Raw genomic sequence first — 20792 nt, forward strand, 5'->3', positions numbered from 1 at the left:
CGCTGTCCCGCCGGTAGATCGTTACAGTAGACCGGATCACTCGCGGATTTCGATCGTCGTTCGGTCGGTCAATCCCCGGGCGTCTTCCCGGCTGACGCCTGCGCTGACGGTGTAGTGACCGGGGCCGACCCCTTCCCACTCCGTCTCGCTGATCCGGAGACGCTGGGACCAGGTACGGCGAAAGCGCTTGCGTTCGTTGCGGGCGAACGAAAACGTCGACGGGCGATCGGGGACGCCTCGAGAAACGCAGGACGCGGCCGCGAATCCGTCGACGGACCACGTCCAGACGTTCGGCGAATCGGTTCGCAGACGGATCGGAAACGGCAGTCGGTTGTGGAACTCGACGGTGAGACGAACGGGTTCCTCGAGCGCGTAGACGTCGCGGTCGGTCGTGACGGAGACGGAGATTGCCCGGTTTCGAAGCGCCGACGGCACGAACGCGTGGCTGAACGCGTCCCAGTCGATCGTCCGCGGACTCCGCTCGTCCCCGTTCGTCGACGGGACGAACGGCTCGTCAGCGGAGCGCTCGAGCGCCCGCGATTCGTAGATCCGCCGCATCGAGCGGAGTCTCGACGGGCCAGACGGAAAGCGACTCCGATCACCGCCGACGCTCGTTCGAATCCGGTGCTCGGTTGTCATCTCCCGCCTCGAGTCGGCGCTCGAATCGATCGTCGAACCGGTGACAGGCGATCCGACGCCGAGCGGAGCCCGCCTCGTTCACCGGGCGCAGTTCGGGCCGGCGGCTCTCACACGGCGTTTCGAACGCCGCTTCGAGTCGCGACCTCGCCTCTTCGACGGCTCCCGCCGCGAGAGCCTCGAGTGCACCCGATAACTCGGCTTCGGCGTCCGGATCCGACAGCGTCGACGGGAGATCGTAGGTTCGTCTGACCGACGCGGTCTCCGCGGGTTCGCCGGAGGTCTCGCGTTCGGCGGACGACGGCCGAAGCGCCTCGAGGGGGCCGCCCGCAGACGCCTCGCCGGCGGCCAGGTCCTCGAGGTCCGCACGAAGCGCCACCAGTCCACGAGTGGTGTCGCTATCGAGGTCGTACCCCGCCGGCGGGATCAGTTTCTGACAGCGGGTGTGAAACCGACACCCCGACGGTGGGTCGATCGCCGACGGAACGTCCCCCTCGAGGACGATGCGCTCGCCCTCCCAGAGGGGGTCCGGTTCGGGAATCGCCGACAGCAACGCCTCGGTGTAGGGGTGTGCGCCGCCATCGAACAGCTGTGCTGGCGTCCCACAGTCGACGATCCGTCCGAGGTACATGACGGCGATCCGGTCGGCGACGTGTTCGACGACAGAGAGGTCGTGGCTCACGACGAGATACGAGAGGTCGAACTCCGCCTGAAGATCCGCGAGCAGGTTGAGAACGCGGGCCTGAACCGAGGCGTCGAGCGCCGAGACGGGCTCGTCGAGGACGAGCAACTCCGGTTCGACCGCGAGGGCGCGAGCGATGGCGATCCGCTGGCGCTGGCCGCCGGAGAACTCGTGCGGATAGCGGTTCGCGTGGGACGCCTCGAGGCCGACGGTTTCGAGCAGTTCGCCGATCCGCTCGTCGCGCCGTCCCGGCGGGACGACGTCGTGGACTGCGAGCGGTTCGCCGACGAGGTCCGCGACCGGAAGCCGCGGATTCAGACTCGTCGACGGGTTCTGGAAGACGTACTGGACGGTCGTTCGTAGCCGTCGGCGCTCGCGTCGGGAGCGCTCGGAGGGGTCGATACCCCGATGGGCAACCGTGCCGGCACTCGGCTCGTCGAGTCCGACGAGTAGACGGGCGAGCGTGGTCTTTCCGCAGCCGCTTTCGCCGACGAGCCCGACCGTCTCCCCCTCGCGGATCTCGAGGTCGACGCCGTCGACGGCCCGGACCGTCTGCCCGGTGCCGAGCAATCGCTCGAGGAGCCCGTCGGACGTCGTATACCGTTTCTCAAGGCCCTCAACCCGAACGAGCGGGGCGTCGGTCATCGCGATCGCTCTCCGTGATCTCCGCCAGTTTCCGGATCGTCAGGGGCGGTTTCGTCGTCAGTCTGTCCATCCGATTCGGCTCCATCCAGTCCGTCCGATACGGCACCATCCTGACCGCTCGAGTCCGTGCTGTCGTTTCCGCGGTCGTCGACGATCCGGACCTCGTAGTCGAGTCCGCCCTCGAGATTACCGGTATGCTCGTGACAGGCGCTCGCGTGGTCGGGTCGCCGGCCATCGGGGACGGGGTTTCCGGTCTCGAGTTCGACGAGTTTGGGGTCGCGGGTCGCACAGACGTCTTCGGCGTACGGACACCGCGGGTGGAATCGACAGCCCGTCGGCACCTGGACGAGATCCGGGGGACTGCCGGGAACCGCCGGCAGCCGGTCGCGACCGTCCCCGATACGCGGAATCGACGCCAGTAACCCGGCCGTGTACGGATGTGAGGGATCGTAGAACAGTTCCTCGACCGGGGCCCGCTCGACTGCGCGCCCGGCGTACATGACCAGCGCTCGATCACAGCAGTCGGCGACGACGCCGAGGTCGTGGGTAACCAGCTGGATCGCGGTGTCGAACGTCTCCGCGAGGTCTGTGAGGGTCTCGAGGAGCTGGGCCTGGATCGTGACGTCGAGACCGGTGGTGGGCTCGTCGAGGATCAACAGATCGGGATCGCACGACAGCGCCGTGGCGATGACGGCCCGCTGGGCCATCCCGCCCGAGAGTTCGTGCGGGTAGTCGGTGTACGCCGACTCGGGGTCGGCGATGTCGACACGCTCGAGCAGGGATATCGCACGATCTCGGGCGGCTTCTCCCGTCGCGATGTCGTGTGCGCGCATCGTTTCGACGATCTGCTCGCCGACCGTGTACACCGGATCGAGCATCGCCTCGGGGTTTTGAAACGCGATCGCGGCGTCGTTTCCGCGGAACTGTCGGAGTTCGTCCTGTGAGAAACCGAGTACGTCCCGTCCGCGAAAGCGGATCTCGCCGTCGACGATCTCACCGGGTCGTTCGATCAACCGCAACAGCGAGAGGCTGGCGACGCTCTTTCCGGCACCGCTCTCGCCGACGATGGCGAACGTCTCGCCGCGTTCGATCTCGTAGCTGAACCCGTCGACGGCGCGGACGACGCCGTCTTCGGTGTAAAACTGGACGGTCAGATCGTCGACCTCGAGCAGCGCCATCACCGATCCCTCCGGCCGGTTTCGCGTCGAGGATCGAGCGCGTCGGTGACCCCATCGCCGACGAGGTTAATCGCCAGCACGAACAGGAAGATCGCCATCCCGGGGAAGACGGTGACGTGCCAGTGTCCCTGGAGGAGCGACGATCGGCCGCGTGCGAGCATCGTTCCCCACTCGGCGGTCCCCGCCTCGAGACCGAGGCCGAGGAACCCGAGCGCCGCGGCCGCGAGGACGACGGAACCGACGTTGAGCGTCGCCTGAACGATCACCGGCCCGATCGCGTTGGGGACGACGTGGCGACCGATGATCGTTCTGTGGGGCGTCCCGAGTGCCTTCGACGCCTCGACGTAGTCGGTTTCGACGATCGAGAGCACCTCGCCCCGGAGCAAGCGGGCGTACGTGAGCCACCCGGTGACGACGAGGGCGACGATGAGGTTCCAGTAGCCGGGGCCGAGAATCGCGACGATGGCGATCGCCAGGACGAGAAACGGGAACGCGTACAGCGTATCGACCAGCCGCATGATCGTCTCGTCGATCCAGCCGCCGAAATAGCCCGCGATCGCGCCCAGGGGGATGCCGATACAGAGCGCGAGTGTCACCGCGAGCGCGCCGATGCTCAGGCTGTATCGCCCGCCGACGAGGACCCGAGAGAACAGGTCGCGGCCGGCCCAGTCGGTTCCGAACGGGTGTGCCAGCGAGGGGCCGGCGTTCGACGGCCCGACGTACAGTTCGCTCGGATCGTACGGCGCGAGCGAGAACGGCTGGACGGTGAGCGTATACCCCATCGCCGAGAACTCGAGCGGGCGGGCGAAGAGCGCGAGTACCGACAGGGCGGCGACGATGGCGAGACCGAACAACGCCGTCCGGTTCGATCGAAACCGACCCCACGACGCCTCGAGGCCGGTTTTGTTTCCCACACCCGAATCGAGGTTCCGCCCTCCTCGAGTCGATCGGCCGCCGGTCGGGAGTCGATCTACCGTCGTCCGTCGGTCGAGTTCGTCGCGACGGTCGGAAACGGCGTCGAGATCGGATCTATTGGACTGCACGTGGTCGGTGTTTGTGGCTGTTGCGTGCTCGTCGAAGCCCTCGATTCGAATGCGGCCGCGCCGTGTAGTCGGTTCTCGGTCTGTCATCGGTCGTGTCGAATTCGGGGGTCGATCACTGCGTAGGCGAGGTCGACGAGCAGGTTCGCGACGATCGTCGCGACGGCGATCAGCAACACCACCGCCTGGACGACCGGAAAGTCCCGGCGCGAGATCGATTCGACCAGGAGTTGTCCCATGCCGGGCCAGGAGAACACCTGCTCGACGACGACTGCGCCGTCGAGCAAGAGAGCGATCTGCAGACCGGCGACGGTGACCACCGCCGTCAGGGAGTTTCGCAGGGCGTGTTTCAGGAGCACCGTCCGTTCGCGTAGTCCGCGCGCTCGAGCGCCACGGACGTACTCCCGTTCGAGTTCGCGACGCATCGACGACCGCATCAGTCGGGTGACGACGGCGGCGAGTGCGGTTGCGAGCGTGATCGTCGGTAAGACCATGAACCACGCCATCTCGAGACTCGCGAGGGGAGCGTCGGGCGGCGTAACCCGGACCCAACCCAGCTGGACCCCGAAGACGAACAACAGGACCAGTCCGAGCCAGAAGTTCGGCGTGGCGATACCGACGAGCGCGCCGATCCGGCTCACCTCGTCCGCCGGACCCCCATCGTCGACCGCCGCGACGATCCCGGCGGGAATTCCGATCGCCAGCGAGAGGAGCCAGGCGGAGACACCGAGTGCGATCGTGTGCGGAAGTCGACCGGCGACGGTGGGGCCGACGTCACGGCCGGTGATCGGCGACTCGCCGAACTCGAGGGTCGCGACGTCCCGAACCCAGAGGAGGTACTGCTGCCAGAGCGGTCGATCGAGGTTGTACTCGGCGCGCAGTGAGGCCCTGGTCGCGGGGTCGACGTGGTCGAACCCGACCAGAACGTCGATCGGGTCACCGGGGGCGAGGTGGACGAGCCCGAACGTGAGCGCCGTCGCACCGATCAGTACCGGCACGGACGTCAGCGCACGTCTGAGTGTGTATCGAACGATCGACATCAGTTCGGGGGTGGAGACGGCCTCTTGCAACGCCGGTCTGGAAATCGGACGGTCGGGGAACGATCTTCGAGGAGGTCGTTCGTCCGCACGTTCGTCCCGGCACAGAAACCGGTTCGATCAGCGAACAGTACGAATGTTCGTAACTTAACGATTCCTTCCCGCCCAGTCGCGGCTCCGGAGTCGACGTCGGTCACACGCCGGGGTCGCCTCCCTCGATCGAAAATTCAGAGAGAAGCGGCGGAATCGGCGTGTACGCGACGGTGCCCTGTCCGGCGTACACCTCCTCCACGATCGTCTGCCGTGGAAGCAAGCGATCGATTCCGCGACGAACGTCGACGTCGTCGAACGGTTCGAGGTACTGGGGATAGATCAAGAAGTCGAACGAACCGGTCGCCGCCCGTTCGACGCCGTACTCCGGATCGCCGTCGAGGTCGGCGACGTCGTCGGCCGAGAGTCCGACCGAGAGGTCGAGTTCGTCCGCCTCGAGCGCGGCCCGTCTGGCCGCCGGCCTGGAAATTATGCGCATCGTTATCGTCTCGACCGTGGGCTGGGCAGGGACGGCGTCGTCCCCGTCGAACCAGTGGTCGTCGAAGCGGCGGAGTCGCCAGTACTCGCCCTCGGCGTGCTCGTCGAACCGATACGGCCCGGTCCCGACAGGTTCGTCCGCGAGATCGATTTCGCCGTCGCCTGCGGCAAGCGGGACGATCGGGACGCCGACGCTCGTCTCGAACGGGCCGTACTCGCCGGTGAGGTGGACCTCGAGTTCGGTGTCGTCGATCACGTCGACTCCGTCGTACCAGTCGTAGACGTCGGGTTCGCGGGGCGAGCCCTCGTACCGGCCGAACGAGGCACGAACGTGATCCGCCGTGAACGTCTCGCCGTTGTGAAACTCGACGCCCTCCCTGAGGTCGAACCGGTACGTCGTCGCGTCGAGTTGCTCCCAGTCGGTGGCCAGAAGCGGACGGGGAGTTCCGTCGAAATCGACCGCGAGCAACCCCTCGTAGATCAGGCTCGTCGCCATGTTCGAGGTGGTGTCGTTCATTCGGACTGGATCGGTGTTCGAGACGGTCGCGACGGCATCTCCGACGAGCTCGGTCGTTTCGTCTTCCGTCTCGAGGAACTCACCGCCGTATGGGGCATACACCGGGTCGTACTCGCTTCCGGGAAGCGGGTACTGACGCCAGTCGTCGATCCTCTCTTGCCGATAGACGGTCGCCTCCTCGCCGGAGCGGACGATCGATATCGGGACCTGCTGAGCGAGTCGTTCCTGAAGGGCCCCGTAGGTCTCGACGCGCTGCTCGCGGTCGGATTCTGCGACCGCGGAGTCGATCAGTTCGTCGGTCCGTTCGTCCGCGTAGTGGTTGAAGTTGAACCCGTTCGGTGCCCGGTGGGCCGAGTGAAAGAGCGAGTTGACGTAGATATGGGGATCCCACCCGCCGCTGAGATCGAGCGTAACCAGGCAGTTCTCCTCGTTTTCCGCCATATTCAACAGGAGTTGCTCGTAGGTTCCCCACTCGAGTTGCTCGAACCCGACGTCGAACAGGTCCGTCTCGTTCAGTTCGTACTGAACGAGTTGTGCCCAGCGGATTCGCTCGTCGTTTTCGGCGTTCGCGTAGATCGTAGTCTCGAACGGCGGATCGATCCCCGCGGCTTCGAATCCGTTTCGGATCAGCGCCTCCGCGGAGTTTTCGACCGCCTGATCCGCAGTCTCGCCCCCTTCACTGCCGTTTTCGGAGAGACAGCCGGCGAATCCGATCGCCCCCGAAACACCGACCGCACCGAGAAACGTCCGTCTTCCAACACGCTCGCCGCTTCCCTTCCAGACACCCATTACTACGATGTCTGTTAGGCTGGCGGTATATGAATCGTTTCACTCGAGCGGATCGCAGATCGGATCAACCGTCGCCCGCTTCGTCGACGATGACGACCTCGCCGTCGACGACGTCGACGTTTATCAGGGTTTTGACGTGGTAGCCGGCGTCTTCCACTTTGTTCTCGCCGCCGACCTTCTTGATGACGGCGACCGTATCGACGACCTCGGCCCCGATCTCGTCAAGTGCGTCGAGGACGGAGGCGAGCGTTCCGCCGGTCGAAAGCACGTCGTCGAGCACGAGGACGCGTTCTCCCTCGTGAACGTCGTTGATGTACATCTCGTTCTCGGAGTAGCCCGTCTCCTGGGCGATCGCGACCTCGCCCTCGAGACCGTACTGGCGCTTGCGGATCACGGTGAGAGGGATGTCGGTCATCAGCGACACCGCGGTCGAGATGTGGATCCCCATCGCCGCCGGGGTAACGATCCGATCGACCTGCTCGAGTTTCGCCTTTCGGATGATTCGAATGACGACCTCCCGCAACAGCGTCGGGTCCAGTTTGGGGACGCCATCGCTGATCGGATGGACGAAGTAGTGATAGCCGTTTTTCTCGACGATCGGGGCCTCGAGAAGCGACCGCTTCAACTGATCCATGTCGCAGGTCGGTCAGTATCGGAGTAAAACCTGACGATCCGCTCGAGACGCACCAGCAGATTCTCGGACGACGTCCGTCCGTTCGTCAACTGTCACTCGAATGGATTGTCCGGTTCGCTGCGGGCTCGATCGTCCGATCCCCGTAGCGGGCTCAATCGTCCGATCCCCGTAGCGGGCTCAATCGTCCGATCCGTAGCTGAGTTCCGGCGGTTGTTCGCCGTGTCCGAGCCGCATGTGCCGCTCGTGATAGATGTGTGCGGCCGCCGTCGCGGTGATCGTGACGGCGAAGATCGCCGTCCACGTTAGATCGGACAGCACCGTCAGCGGATAGATCTCGAGCCAGAGTGCGGCGACCAGCGCACAGCCGATCGCGCCGAGCGAGAGATACAGTTCCCGCCAGGCGAACTCGTGGCCCGGAACGATCTCGAGATAGACGCTGATGTCTCGCGTCCGATCAGTCGCCTCGATGACGCCGTCGGAGTCGAACGTCAGGATTCCGACCTCGTCCATCTTCGGAAGGTGGGTCTGCTGTAGCGTCGTATAGACCCGTTTTCGCTGCTCGGGCGTCACGTCCTCGAGCGTCGTCTCGTACTCCCAGGCGGCGACCTGCTGGGCGAGGTCGCCGAGTTCGACGGGGCGGTCGTCCTGTTTCAGATAGTGGAGGACGTAGCGTCGGCGCTGGTTGCGCAGTACTTCGAAGATTTCGCCTTTCGGTAGATCCCCGGCTGTTCCATCCCCGCGTTCGGTCTCGTCGATTTCGCCAGCGGTGGTTCGAGTCTTACTGCGATGCTTTTGGGCCACCCCAACTCACCTCTCTCGCTCGCCTCGAACCCGACCGCGTGTCCGGCCGTACATCCATTATTCCGTGGCATGAACGCCACCTATATAGTTCTCCTGTCCTCCAGGCGACTGATCAGGACCCGTTCGACAGGACCGCGATAGAGTCGGCGATTTCGTCGCCGAGACCCGCTTTCGTTCCCTCGTAGCGGGCGACGTCGGCAGCGTGAACCAACAGCGCCCGCGTCCGGTCGTCGCCCATCACGCTCGCGTCGTTTGCGACGACGAACGCGAGGTCGACGCGTTCGAGCGTCTCCCGCGCTCGCTCGATCATCGACTCTTCGTCCTCGCCGGTCTCGGCTTTGAACCCGACGATCGGGAGGGCCGGCCGATCGTCACGGATCTCGTCGATGAGTTTTGGAGTAGGCTCGAGTTCGAGCGTCAGTTCGCGTCCCGACCGGATCTTCTCCGGACTCGTCTCGACCGTGTAATCGCCGATCGCCGCCGCGGAGACGAGGACGTCGGCGTCTTCACAGGCGACGCGTGTCTCCTCGAGCATCTCGGCTGCAGTTTCGACCGTTCGGACGTCGGCGTACGGCACCTCGTCTCCGTCGTGGACGAGGGTGACGTCGCCACCGCGTACGTAACACGAGCGGGCGACCGCCCGCCCCATCCGTCCCGACGACCGGTTCGTCAGCACGCGAATGGGATCGATCGCCTCGCTCGTCGACCCGGCCGTGACGACGACGTGGCGTCCCTCGAGCGGCCGGTCGCCGGCGGCGCGTGCCGTCTCGCAGACGATCGCGTCCTCGCTCGCGATCTTCGCCTTCCCCTCCTCGATCCGGGGATCGGCGAACGCGACGCCCCACTCCTCGACCATCTCGATGGCACGGAGCACGCCGGGGTGGTCGTACATCGGTTCGTGCATCGCGGGGGCGATCACGAGCGGCGTCCCGGAACCGAGTGCCGTCGTCGCACACGTCGTGACGGGAGTGTCGTCGACCGCACCGGCGATCTTGCCGACCGTGTTCGCGGTCGCCGGCGCGATCAGGAAAACGTCCGCCCAGCCGTCGTACCCGCAGAGATCTACGTGTTCGACGCTGCCAGTGATCTCCGTGACGACATCCGCGTCGGTCGCGAACTCGAGCGCCCACGGATGAACGATCCCGCGCGCGCCCTCGGTCATTACCGCGCGAACGTCGGCACCCCGTCGTCGCAACTCGTGGGCGAGTTCGACCGTCTTGACGGCGGCGATCGATCCCGTCACCCCGAGTGCGACGTTGTCTCCCTCGAGCATTCGTTCGACGTTCTCGCGGCGACGTGTTAAGCGTAGCGAGCCGATCCCGTCCGAGACGGCGGCGCTCTCGGTTTGCTCGTCGGGTGGTGGTCGGTGCGCCGTCGGTGAGTTCGTCCCGGCCACCGGCAAACCGTATCATACGGTTTACTGTAAATCATTACCGGCGCACCCGTCGCCCAGGTCGCGGGTGCGCCGGTAAACAGTTACAGTAATCCGTATCAGTCCTCATCGACGCTCGGATGCATCGTCGGCACCTCCTCGAGCGGCTCCGAGAAGGCCTCGAGGATCGTCTCCCGCGCCCGGTCGTCGCGTCGCCGCCGTTGCTCGTCGTCGATCTCTTCACAGCCCGGCGGCACGTCGCGCCCGCGACCGGTGAAATAGCCCTCTGGAACGACCCAGTCGTGATAGAAGTTGACCTCGGAGTCGTGGATCGCAGCGAGGCCGACTTTCGCCCCGTGGCCGGCAGCGACGATCGTCTGGTGGGGTTCGCCCGCGATCCGACCCGCGGCGTAGACGCCGTCGACGGCCGTCCGCCCGGCGTCGTCGACCGCGACGAAGTGTTTGCTCCCGCGCTGGGTTCGGCCGACGTCCAGCGGGACGAGATACTCGCTGTCCGACCACGACGCCGCGATCACCCGCCGGGCCTCGAGCGGATCGCCGACCTCCGTCTCGAGGACGAATCCCGCCTCGAGGTCGTCCTCGTCTCTCGGTTCGACGCTCGTCACCCGGCCGAGTTCGAACGTTGCGCCCGCGTTCCGGGCCTGCTCGCGGACCAGTTGCAGGTACCGGCGCGCGTCGACGCCGTCCGGAAAGCCGGGGTAGTTCTCGAGGCTGGCGTTACGCGCGAGGATCGACTCCCCGCCGTCGACGACCAGCGTGTCCAGTCCCGCTCGAGCGGTGAAGATCGACGCGGCGAGGCCGGAAACGCCCCCGCCGACGATGCAGACGTCTCTCATCGGTCGGAGGCTTCGTCCGCCTCCTATAGAACACATTCCCTTTCGGACGTTTCGGAGAGAAAGACGACCGCAGTCGTTCCCGTTCGAATGTCTCGACACCGCATCTTCCGGAGCCGACCGTGGCGGGGAGTCTGGTTGCGTGGGAGGGGACTAGACCACGTCGAGCGCCGCCCGATCCGCCCCGGCGAGTTCGACTAACGCGTCGGCCTCGAGGTGGTGACAGTCGCCGGGCACCACGAGCAAGTGAAGCGGGTCGCCGAACTCGCGGTCGGCGAGGTCGGACATCGTTCCCGCCTCGACGAGCGGATCCGGACTCCCCGCTCGAGCGACGACGACGCCGACGAGGTCCGGATACGCGTCGGCGAGTAACGCCGCACCGACGTCGGCGGTCATGTACTCGTCCTCCTCGGCTCGCTCGTGGCCGACCTTGATGTCGAGGTAGACGACCGTGTGAAGCCCGTCGGCCCGGTTGTCGTCGATCGTATCGGTGACGCTGGCCGGAAGACCATCGGCGCCGTGAGCGTAGGGGAACGGCAGCGTCGTCGCTTTCCCGAACCGATAGTTCTGGAGTCCGGTCAGGGAACTCGTCGCCGTCTGTGCGGTGACGCCGTGGATCACCCGCGTGTCGATCCCGCGCTCGTGGGCCCGCAGGCGCAGATCGACGTGCGTCGTCGAGATCATCGTATCGCCGGCAGTCAGGAAGGCGACGTCCTCGCTCGCCGCGGCCTCGAGAACGTCGTCCGGCCGCTGTTCGACCCCGGCGCGATCGCGGACCTCTATCTCGACGTCGTGGTGTGACTCGAGGTCGGCGACGGTCGTCCCGATCAACTCGCTGGTGTAGAACTCGGCGTACGCCCGGTCGGCGTTCCGAAGGGCCTCCTGACCCTCGACGGTGATCGACCGCTCGTCGTAGAGTCCGAGACCGATAAACGTGAGCATACTCGCCGTAGTCGGTAGCGCGGTTATAAGATTGTGTATCCTCGCGCCCGGCCGATACAGCCCGTCGACCGTGAGCGCGTTCGATCGTGGCGCTCGCGATCGACGATGACTCTCGATAGCTCTCTCTCGTCGACCCGCTGGCGCTGACGACTGCCGAACCTTGGATTATCCCAAACAATATTATTGATTAGCCTAATCTAATTCTAATGCCAAGTACCGTCATCGAGGATTATCTCAAGGCGATCTACGAGCTACAGACCGAGTACAATGGCGCTCGAGTGCGGACCTCACAGATTGCGGACTACCTCGGCGTAACCGCACCCACGGCGACGAGCATGTTCTCGACTCTCGAATCGAACGGATTCGTCGAGTACGAGAAGTACAACGGCGCGGTGTTAAGCGAAGAGGGCGAACGGGTCGCCCTTCGCCTCGTCCGCAACCACCGGCTGCTCGAGACGTATCTGACAGCCGAGTTCGGCTACCGATTGAGCGACGTCCACGACGAAGCGGATCGGCTGGAACACCACATCAGTGACAGGTTCGCGGCGTGTCTGGCCGACGAACTGGGCGACCCCACGACCGACCCCCACGGCGCACCGATCCCGACCTCGTCGCTCGACGTGCCCGAGCGCCCGCGGGGTGAGAAACTGTCCGCGTTCGACGAGGGTGAGACCGTCGTCGTCCTGGAGGTCGACGACCGTGACGAGGAGCTCCTCGAGTACCTCTCGAGTCGTCAGGTCGTTCCCGAGACCGAACTTACCATCGAGTCGGTCGCCCCGTTCGGTATGATAACGGTGCGTCCGCCCGGGCACGACGATTCGGTTTCGTTACCGGACGACGTGGCCCGTCTCGTCCGTGGGACGTCAGTAATGGATTCCGACGGCACTCATATTTAGACTAATCTAACTCAATTTGTAGTATCGTAAGGTACTTCATTTAGCTACGACAAAGGTCTCCTGATGACAAGCGATACGACCGATACGAAACGGTATAAGCTCACGAGACGGAAGGCGTTAGTCGGCGCGAGCGGACTCGTCGCTGGCATGGCCGGCTGTATGAGTGACGACCCACAGAACGGTAGCGACGAACCGGTGAACGGAGCCGACGACGGAACGGATACCGGTACAGACGACGCGAATACCGGCGACGAAGGCTACACGATCTCGACCGGTTTTTTCGCCCTGTGGGACCTTACGCGGAACGTCACCGGCGAACACGTGGACGTCGTCGACCTCGTTCCGATCGGCGAACACGGCCACGAGTTCGACCCCGGTCCGGGAATCGTCTCGGACATCGAGGGGTCGGACGTGTTCATCTATCTCCGAGACTTCGCCAGTTGGCAGGACGACGCCGCCTCGGAACTCGAGTCGAACGACGACGTCCACGTGATCGAGGCCGCAGAGGGGATCGAATTCTTCGACAGTCCGGCGGAGGACAACGACGAGCACGTCTGGATGGACCCCGTCGAGTGTCAGTCGATGGTCGACAACATCGCGGACGAACTCGCGGCGTACGATCCGGACAACGCCGACGACTACGAGGCAAACGCCGACGCGTTCAACGACGAGTTGCAAACACTCCACGAGGATTTCGAGGAGATCGTCGAGCGTGCGACGGTAAACGAGTTGATCATCGGGACGCACGATTCGTTCCAGTGGTGGCACCGCCGATACGGACTCGACATTCACTCGCCGGTCGGGACGTCACCCGACGACGAGGCCTCCGCTCGCGACGTCGAGGAGATCGAGAACGTCATGGCCGAGCACGATCTCGAGCACGTCCTCTACGACGTCGGAGAACCCGACAACCTGGCCGAATCGATCGCTGCAGAAACCGACGCCGACGTGCTACCGATCTCGCCCGTCGAAACACAGCTTCCGGAGTACGACGAACAGGACTGGGGGTACATCGATCACTACCGCGAGGTGAACTTCCCGACGTTGGAGGAAGCCCTCCAGACGGAGTGAATTAGCCCAGTCAAATAACGAGTGTAGCACGAACAAAGATTGAACTATGTGCCCTCCATACTGATTACGTATGACCACCGCAATCGCTCTCGAGGACGTGAATTTCTCGTACGACCATCGACCCGCAATAAAGGACGTCTCGCTCTCGGTCGACGAAGGCGAATTTCTCGGCTTGATCGGCCCGAACGGATCGGGAAAGACGACCCTGTTGAAGATCATGCTGGGACTCCGAACGCCCGATACCGGAACCGTCGAACTCTTCGGCACGCCGGCCTCGAAGTTCGACGACGGAGCCCGTCTCGGCTACGTTTCACAGCAGTCGTCGGAGGCGGACTCGATGATGCCCGTCACCGTCCGCGAAGTCGTCGAAATGGGCCGGTACCCACACGCCGGACTGCGCAGGTTGAGCGCCGACGATCACGAGATCATCGACGATTCGCTCGCCCGGGTCGACATCGATCATCTCGCAGGCCGGCGGATCAGCCAGCTTTCCGGCGGACAAAAACAGCGCGCGTACATCGCTCGAGCGCTCGCTTCCGAAGCCGATCTGCTCGCGCTCGACGAACCGACCGTCGGCGTCGACGCCGCCTCCGTCGATCGATTCTACGACCTGCTTGACGACCTCAATGGGAGCGGAATCACGATCGTCCTGATCGAACACGATATCGGCGTCGTCGCCGAACACGCCGATACGATGGCGTGTCTCGACTGTGAACTGTACGAACACTGTGAAACTGAACGATTCCTCGAGAGCGGAGTACTCGAGCGGGTCTACAGTTCGGCGCGGGTCGTCAGCTCGGCTGGTGCCGTCGCGGGTGACTGACGATGAGCGCCGAGTCGGTCGGTCAGCGGCTACTGGCTCGCGAGGAGTTCGCCGTGGTCGCCAGCCTCGTCGCGATGGCGGTCGTCGCGGGCGCGTTCATCTTCGGCGTCTTTCCCACCGTCTACGACACGTTTTGGGGGGCGGCCTGTACCACCGTCGACACGTGGTTGGTCTGTAGCGGGTTCCTCCAGCGCGGGTTTACCGCTGGTATCTTGATCGGGATCACCGCCCCGGTCGTCGGTGCCTACCTCGTGAATCGACAGATGGCCCTGATCGGCGAGGCACTCGCACACACCGCTTTCGGCGGCGTCGCGATCGGGCTGTTCGTCGGTGCGACGGTTCCGCGGTTCGATTACCCGCTCGCGTTCGCCCTGGTCGTCGCGACGATCGCGGCGCTCGCGATGCAGTACGTCGCGGTCAAGACCGACGGCTACGCCGACATTCCGATCGCCATCATGCTCACCGGCGGCTTCGCGCTTGGAATCGCCGTCATCTCCTACGGCGTGACGTTCCACGCGACGGTCGAGAGCTACCTCTTCGGCGACATCCTGTTCGTGCCCTTCGAGAACGTGCAGTTGATGGTCGGGCTGACGCTGCTGGTCGTCGGCACGATCGCACTCACGCACAAGCAGCTATTGTTCATCACCTTCGACCGGGAGGCCGCGCGACTGGCACGGATCAACGTTCCGTTCTACGATACGCTGTTGATCGTTCTGACCGCCCTCGTCGTGGTCGCCGCGATGCAGATTCTGGGCGCGATCCTCGTCGCCGGGATGCTCGTCATCCCGGTCGCAGCCGCGATGCAGCTGACGGACAGCTTCAACCGTGGTCTCTTGCTCTCGGTCCTGCTCGGTCAGATCGCCGTCTTCGGCGGCATCTTCCTCTCGTACTGGGGCGACATTGCGACCGGCGCGATGATTATCCTCGTCGCGATCGTCTTCTACCTCTTGGCACTCGTCGTCTCGTTCCTTCTCGGTCGGTGACGTGCCCTCACGTTCGTCTAGGATCCCGCCATCCCGAGGTCCCCACCCTCGAGTGCTTCGAATCGATCCGCTCGCGGTATCCCATCGTGAGTTCCATCGGGACCGGAGACTGAGCCCATGGATTAGACTTATCTAAAGTATAGTGTTGGTCAGCCAAATTTAAGTGTTGGCTCGTCGTAGCATCGATCGCACCCCGGGATGGCCGGGGTGTGGAATCGACTCGTGTTCCACCCCGAGGAACATCGCAACCCGGATGAGTTCCTCGAAACGTCGGGAGCGTTCGTGGTCAGTCGACGCTCTCGTCTTCGCGATCACTCGAAGGCGACCCCGCGTTCGATGTCAGGTCGTGCCTGCGGGATCGCCGTCGACGACCGCCGTCGCCTCTATTTCGACCAGATGATCGGAATCGACGAGCCGTTCGACCTGAACCATGCTCGCGGCCGGGCGGACGTCGCCGAACACCTCCCCGTGTGCCTCGCCAATCTCCGCCCAGTCGTCGATGTCCGTGACGTAGAGCCGGGTGCGGACGACGTCCTCGGTCCCCGCGCCGGCGTCCTCGAGCGCGTCCGCGACGATCTCGAGTGCCCGCTGCGTCTGTGTGTACGGGTCGTCGACGCCCACGACGTCGCCGCTTTCGTCGGTCGCGGTCGTGCCCGCGACGTGAACCTGCGATCCGACGCGGACGGCTCTCGAGTAGCCGACTTTCGCTTCCCACTCGGTGGCGCTCGAGACGGTTCGACGTTCCATGCGCCAACGAGTTGGGCAAACGGCGGAAAGCCAACTCAAAACGAGAGATGCGACGTCGAGGACGGGCCGCCGTCTTCGTCTTCGTCCTCGTCGATACCACCGTCCCGGAGGTAGCTAACCTCGTCGTCGGTCAGGTAGACCGTTCCGTCCTCGACGGTGACGTCGACCGACGGCAGCGTCGTCTCGGCCGCCTCGCCGTTGTCACAGTAGCCGGTACACGAGTCGAACATCGAGCCGTGTTTCGGGCAGATGATCTGTCCGTCGCGCATCGCCGCCCCTCGTCCCGTGTCGAGCCGCTGGGACTCGTGCGTACAGCGGTTGATCCACGCTTCGACGCCGTCCTCACAGGGGACGAGGACCACCTCTTCGTCCGCGCCGTACTGATCGCGAACCGTAAACAGCCACGACCCCTCCTCGTGTACCGTCTCCACCGTCGTGAGTCGCATTCGAACACCCATATCGGCATCTCCGACCGAATCACCGAAAGCCCTTCGTCACGGGCCCGGGCCGTACGGAGGATACCGGTCGCCCTGTCCGGCGCGATTCTCCAACGGACGTGACCTCGAGCCCCGAAACGTCAGCGTTACGGCCCCCCGGCGGCGAGGACGGGTATGGAAGTGCCGTTCGTCCGCGTGGCCCGCGAGCGGGGGGAGCGCACGCGCCGCGAGCTTGCGGATGCGGACCTGATCGACGACGACTACGAGATTGACGTCGAGGACGGGAGTCTCTACATTCCCGTCGTCGATCCGGCGGCAGTCGCGAGCGACCTCGAGGTCGTAACCCGCAGCGGCGTCGAGCGCGAAACGCAGACGACGCCCGCCGATCTCCTCGGGTTCGACCCGTCCTACGAGCGCCTGGGACGGGCGGTGTTGCTCGACGAGGACGACGAGGGGCGGGCGCGGAAAATCGCCGACGCGGTTCTCGAGTCGGATCTGCCGGTCGATACGGTGTTGAACAAAGCTTCGAAGGTGAAAGGTGAGACGCGGGTTCGCGACTGGGACGTCCTCGCGGGGGAAAACACCGAGGTCGTCCACCGGGAGTACGGCTGTGAGTTCGCGCTCGACCTGGCGTCGGTTTACTTCTCGCCGCGGCTCGCGACCGAACGCCACCGGGTCGCCCAGCAGATCGAGGACGGCGAGCACGCGTTCGACATGTTCGCCGGCGTCGGTCCGTTCGCGATCCCGTTCGCGAAGCGAGGCGCGGAGTGCGTCGGTGTCGACGTCAACGCCGACGCGATCGACTACCTCCGCGAGAACGCTCGTCGAAACGGCGTCTCCGATCGCGTCACCGCCGTCCACGGCGACGTCCGGACCGTCGCCCCCGACTACGAGGGGTGGGCCGATCGGGTCGTGATGAACCTCCCCCACAGCGCCGACGAATTCCTCGAGTCGGCCGTCACGGTCGCAGGGGACGACTGTTTGCTCCACTACCACGACATCCAGCACGAGGACGATCCGTTCGGACCGGGTGAACGCGCGATCCGCGAGGCAGCCGAACCCGCCTACGAGGTCACCGTCGAGACCGAACGAACGGTCCGGTCGTACGCCCCCCACGAACTCAACGTCTGTCTCGACGTCCGACTCGAGCGGCCGTAATCGACTCGAGTTCGTGATGCGTCGAGCCACGGAACCCGTTCACACGACCGCGACGATTCGCAACCCTTATCCCCGATATCGAGCGTATGATGAAGTACACCGCGCCGGTGTAGCTCAGACTGGCAGAGCGAATCCTTCGTAAGGATTAGGTCGAGGGTTCAAATCCCTCCACCGGCTTGCCTTCTGCGACGAACGTCACGTGAGGAGCGAAGCAAGCCGTGGAGGATTTGAATCAGGGAGGAGCGTGCTCCGACCGTGTTCAAATCCCTCCGGACATGGCTCAAAGCTCTCTCCCCGTGGTTCAAATCCCGCCACGGCTGTTCCTCCGAGCCTTGCCTCGAGCCACCGCCGCCGTATTGCCTGGCAACGTACCGAGACTGAATCGACCGATACCGTCGTCGTACACACCGCCTCCACAACTGAGAGGGTCGAACACGTTACGCCTCATTCCAAAGAATTATTAGATATTGCCAATAACTATAATTTGCCCATCCAGGCGATTTCGTCTGGCGGCAGCCCCCACCCGCTTGCCATTCCATCACCCCACCCCCCAAGAATAGCCCGCGGCTGGGGAAGCGATCGACGAGGGACCTGTTCCCCCCTCGTTTCTATCCATTTTCGTAGAACCCGCCGTCCGTCCAAAGCGGGTCGTCCGAGAAACCAGACCATACTGCCCAAAGCAGTCTCAGATCCGCCGAAATATGGCGACCTTATCCGCGAGGACGGAATCGTCGAAACGAGTATTCGTCCCCTTTGATCGTCCGGTTTCGTCGACAGTTCACCTCGGTTCAATGAACTATATCTGGGACGATGTCGACCCCTGCGATACAGTGACCCTCGAGACCGTCCTGGAACGTTCGCTTTCGGTCCTCGGCTATCCGCCGGCGGCGTACGAACTGGTCGGTCGGTTCTCCGACTCGATGGCGCTCGAGATCGCGCCGTCGGCCCGGATTTCGAAGGGATGTCTGCTCCGTGGCGCGGTGGATCTCGGTCCGCGGACGCGACTGAGCCGGGGGTGTGTACTCAACGGAGACGTCTCCGTCGGGCGGGGGACCAACCTCGAACCGAACTGCGATCTCGTCGGCGATGTCGACGTCGGGCGGTACTGTGCGATCGCCAGACGGTGTACGTTCCAGGAGACGAACCACGAGACGACGAAGCCAGCGATGCAGATCCGCCTCTACGACGAACTCCTCGAGAGCGACCTCCCGCCGACGTCCGCTGGGCCGATCGAGGTCGGAAACGACGTCTGGATCGGCACCCGGGCGACGATCCTTTCAGGCGTAACGATCGGCGACGGCGCTATCGTCGGCGCGGGATCGATCGTCACCGACGACGTCGAACCGTACTCGATCGTCGCTGGCGTCCCCGCCGAGCGGATCAAGTGGCGATTTCCCGAGGACGTGCGGGAGAAACTCCGCTCGCTCGCGTGGTGGGAGTGGGACGAGGAGACGATCCGAGCGAACAAGGAGTTCTTCGAGCGCGAACTGCGAGAGCCAGAAGACGTTCCGGTCGTCGGATCCGAGGACGAGACAGGAAACCGAGAACCGATAGTGCAGCCATCGGCCACGCTGTAGCGGCGCCAGGCGAATCCCGAATCCGGAGCCTGCGATCAGAGCAGCGCCGACAGCGCCAGGACGACCGCGAACGCGAGAATCGGGTAATCCACCCTCGAGAACGACAGCGGCGGGAGCGTCGGGTTCCACGCGAAACACCGTGCCTGCAGGGCGAGACTGAGCCGATCGGCTCGCTCGAACGCTCGCGTCAGGCCCAACAGTCCGATCGTGCTCAGCCGCTCGAGTGCCCCTCGTTCGGTTCCGAGTCTGACGGCCATGGCTTCGCGGATGGTACGGAGGTCGCCCCGGAGGACGGGCAAGAATCGAAAGACGAGCGCGACGCCGATACCGAGCATCTGTCCCGGCTTGCCCGGGATCGTCCGCTGGATCGCGCTCCGAGAGTGACGAACCGGCGTCGAGCGCACGTAGGCCGCGCTGACGAGGAGAATGAGGAGGACCCGATAGCTGGCCCGCAGGGAGGTGAGTCCGTCCTCGACGTCGATCCAGGGCGACCCGAACGTCACGGCTGCGACCAGAGGCGCGATAGCGAGGACCACGAGCGCGAACCGGTAGGCGTACAGCGTCTCGAGGAGCCGAACGCGTGCCGCGGCGAGCACGACTCCGGTGACGGCACTGAGAACGACCAGGGCGGGCAGACTCGTGTGTGCGAGTGCGGTCGCCGCGAACCCGATCTGGACCGCGAGCTTCGAGCGCGGATCGAGCCGGTGGGCGATCGTCTCGTCGGGTTCGTACGAGAGCATCAGGGAACCCGGACCGCGACGTCCGCGAGTCCGTCACGTGCCCGCTCTGGCGGCTCGTCCGCGACGATACGGCCGTCCCGCATGGCGATCACGCGATCGGCCATCTCGAGGACGTCTCGGAGGTCGTGGGTCGCGAGCACGACGCCGGTTCCCTCCGGAGACAGCGACTCGAGGCGGTCCAGCACGGATCGGCGAGCCGGGTCGTCGAGTCCGGTAAACGGCTCGTCGAGAACGAGATGAGTGGGTTCCATCGCGAGCGCACCGGCGATCGCGATCCGCGCCTGCTCGCCGCCCGAGAGCGTCGCGATCCGATCGTCGCCGCGGCCGCCCATGTTTACCGCCTCGAGGGCGACCGCGACTCGGCGGTCGATCTCCTCGCGCGGTAAGCCGAGGTTTTCGGGGCCGAACGCGATGTCCGCGCCGACGGTGGCAGCGACGAACTGGTCCCGGGGGTGTTGAAAGACCATGCCGACGCTCGAGCGGGCCGCGATCAGATCAGCCTCGACCGGTCGGCCGTCGACGAGGACCGATCCCTCGTCGGGCGAGAGCAGTCCGTTGCAGTGGCGCAACAGCGTCGTCTTCCCGCTGCCGTTGGCTCCGGCGAGGACGACGAACTCGCCGTCGTCGATCGACAGCGAGAGATCGGAGAGGACCGGAACGTCCTCGAAGGCGTACGAGACGGATCGGAATTCGATCATCGTCGCT

21 protein-coding genes and 1 tRNA gene are annotated in these 20792 nt (G+C 64.7%); 7 read left to right on the plus strand and 15 right to left on the minus strand.

Annotated features, from left to right (window positions below; genetic code table 11):
* Positions 1-36: 36 nt before the first annotated feature.
* The 11 genes from EA473_RS01380 to dph5 all read right to left on the minus strand — a co-directional run bounded on the left by EA473_RS01380 (position 37) and on the right by dph5 (position 11655).
* On the minus strand, positions 37-639 hold the full coding sequence (locus tag EA473_RS01380) for a hypothetical protein (protein ID WP_243645168.1): 603 nt from the start codon (positions 637-639) through the stop codon (positions 37-39).
* Entirely contained in the window at positions 599-1963 is a 1365-nt protein-coding gene (locus EA473_RS01385; RefSeq protein ID WP_207890133.1) for an ABC transporter ATP-binding protein, read from the minus strand. Before EA473_RS01385 ends, EA473_RS01380 begins: the two co-directional genes overlap by 41 nt.
* Positions 1960-3141 (minus strand): ABC transporter ATP-binding protein, encoded by a 1182-nt coding sequence (locus tag EA473_RS01390; protein WP_124193867.1) that lies wholly within the window; start codon positions 3139-3141, stop codon positions 1960-1962. Before EA473_RS01390 ends, EA473_RS01385 begins: the two co-directional genes overlap by 4 nt.
* A complete protein-coding gene (locus EA473_RS01395; RefSeq protein ID WP_124193868.1) occupies positions 3141-4271 on the minus strand; it encodes an ABC transporter permease in 1131 nt (376 codons plus the stop codon). The genes EA473_RS01390 and EA473_RS01395 overlap by 1 nt, the downstream gene beginning before the upstream one ends.
* Positions 4268-5221, minus strand: coding sequence for an ABC transporter permease (locus EA473_RS01400; protein ID WP_124193869.1), 954 nt, complete (start codon positions 5219-5221; stop codon positions 4268-4270). Before EA473_RS01400 ends, EA473_RS01395 begins: the two co-directional genes overlap by 4 nt.
* A gap of 190 nt (positions 5222-5411) precedes the next feature.
* Complete coding sequence (locus EA473_RS01405; RefSeq protein WP_124193870.1) at positions 5412-7052, minus strand: ABC transporter substrate-binding protein; 1641 nt, start codon at positions 7050-7052, stop codon at positions 5412-5414.
* 64 nt (positions 7053-7116) lie between these two features.
* Positions 7117-7686 (minus strand): hypoxanthine/guanine phosphoribosyltransferase, encoded by a 570-nt coding sequence (gene hpt / locus EA473_RS01410; protein WP_124193871.1) that lies wholly within the window; start codon positions 7684-7686, stop codon positions 7117-7119.
* Positions 7687-7863: 177 nt separating this feature from the next.
* Positions 7864-8442, minus strand: coding sequence for a DUF7344 domain-containing protein (locus EA473_RS01415; protein WP_124194076.1), 579 nt, complete (start codon positions 8440-8442; stop codon positions 7864-7866).
* Between the two features lie 157 nt (positions 8443-8599).
* Positions 8600-9760: a bifunctional phosphopantothenoylcysteine decarboxylase/phosphopantothenate--cysteine ligase CoaBC gene (coaBC, locus tag EA473_RS01420; RefSeq protein ID WP_124193872.1), complete on the minus strand. Its 1161-nt coding sequence runs from the start codon at positions 9758-9760 to the stop codon at positions 8600-8602.
* 218 nt (positions 9761-9978) lie between these two features.
* Entirely contained in the window at positions 9979-10815 is an 837-nt protein-coding gene (locus tag EA473_RS01425; protein WP_341538981.1) for an NAD(P)/FAD-dependent oxidoreductase, read from the minus strand.
* Between the two features lie 51 nt (positions 10816-10866).
* On the minus strand, positions 10867-11655 hold the full coding sequence (gene dph5 / locus EA473_RS01430) for a diphthine synthase (protein WP_124193874.1): 789 nt from the start codon (positions 11653-11655) through the stop codon (positions 10867-10869).
* Positions 11656-11861: 206 nt separating this feature from the next.
* Between dph5 and EA473_RS01435 the strand changes: the two genes are divergently transcribed.
* The 4 genes from EA473_RS01435 (at position 11862) to EA473_RS01450 (ending at position 15428) form a co-directional block, all read left to right on the plus strand.
* Positions 11862-12551 carry a metal-dependent transcriptional regulator gene (locus EA473_RS01435; protein WP_124193875.1) on the plus strand — a complete coding sequence of 230 codons (690 nt, stop codon included), beginning with the start codon at positions 11862-11864 and terminating at the stop codon, positions 12549-12551.
* Between the two features lie 63 nt (positions 12552-12614).
* The gene (locus EA473_RS01440) at positions 12615-13622 is read left to right on the plus strand and encodes a metal ABC transporter substrate-binding protein (protein WP_124193876.1); all 1008 of its coding nucleotides are present in this window, start codon (positions 12615-12617) and stop codon (positions 13620-13622) included.
* A 70-nt stretch (positions 13623-13692) separates the two neighbouring features.
* Positions 13693-14445 (plus strand): metal ABC transporter ATP-binding protein, encoded by a 753-nt coding sequence (locus tag EA473_RS01445; protein ID WP_124193877.1) that lies wholly within the window; start codon positions 13693-13695, stop codon positions 14443-14445.
* A 2-nt stretch (positions 14446-14447) separates the two neighbouring features.
* Complete coding sequence (locus tag EA473_RS01450) at positions 14448-15428, plus strand: metal ABC transporter permease (RefSeq protein ID WP_124193878.1); 981 nt, start codon at positions 14448-14450, stop codon at positions 15426-15428.
* A gap of 339 nt (positions 15429-15767) precedes the next feature.
* On the opposite strand, the gene EA473_RS01455 is transcribed toward EA473_RS01450, so the two are convergent.
* Entirely contained in the window at positions 15768-16175 is a 408-nt protein-coding gene (locus EA473_RS01455) for a RidA family protein (protein WP_124193879.1), read from the minus strand.
* Positions 16176-16210: 35 nt separating this feature from the next.
* On the minus strand, positions 16211-16633 hold the full coding sequence (locus tag EA473_RS01460) for a Rieske (2Fe-2S) protein (protein WP_124193880.1): 423 nt from the start codon (positions 16631-16633) through the stop codon (positions 16211-16213).
* 153 nt (positions 16634-16786) lie between these two features.
* Here EA473_RS01460 and EA473_RS01465 point away from each other — a divergent pair, with 153 nt between their 5' ends.
* From EA473_RS01465 to EA473_RS01475, 3 genes are all read left to right on the plus strand, one after another.
* Positions 16787-17770, plus strand: coding sequence for a class I SAM-dependent methyltransferase (locus EA473_RS01465; protein WP_124193881.1), 984 nt, complete (start codon positions 16787-16789; stop codon positions 17768-17770).
* A 103-nt stretch (positions 17771-17873) separates the two neighbouring features.
* Positions 17874-17947 (plus strand) — tRNA-Thr (locus EA473_RS01470).
* A 653-nt stretch (positions 17948-18600) separates the two neighbouring features.
* The gene (locus EA473_RS01475; RefSeq protein WP_124193882.1) at positions 18601-19347 is read left to right on the plus strand and encodes a CatB-related O-acetyltransferase; all 747 of its coding nucleotides are present in this window, start codon (positions 18601-18603) and stop codon (positions 19345-19347) included.
* 35 nt (positions 19348-19382) lie between these two features.
* On the opposite strand, the gene EA473_RS01480 is transcribed toward EA473_RS01475, so the two are convergent.
* Positions 19383-20087: an energy-coupling factor transporter transmembrane component T family protein gene (locus EA473_RS01480; RefSeq protein ID WP_124193883.1), complete on the minus strand. Its 705-nt coding sequence runs from the start codon at positions 20085-20087 to the stop codon at positions 19383-19385.
* Positions 20087-20785 carry an energy-coupling factor ABC transporter ATP-binding protein gene (locus EA473_RS01485; RefSeq protein WP_124193884.1) on the minus strand — a complete coding sequence of 233 codons (699 nt, stop codon included), beginning with the start codon at positions 20783-20785 and terminating at the stop codon, positions 20087-20089. Before EA473_RS01485 ends, EA473_RS01480 begins: the two co-directional genes overlap by 1 nt.
* Positions 20786-20792: the final 7 nt, after the last annotated feature.

Origin of the sequence: Natrarchaeobius chitinivorans (assembly GCF_003841505.1) — an archaeon.
GTDB classification, from domain to species: domain Archaea; phylum Halobacteriota; class Halobacteria; order Halobacteriales; family Natrialbaceae; genus Natrarchaeobius; species Natrarchaeobius chitinivorans.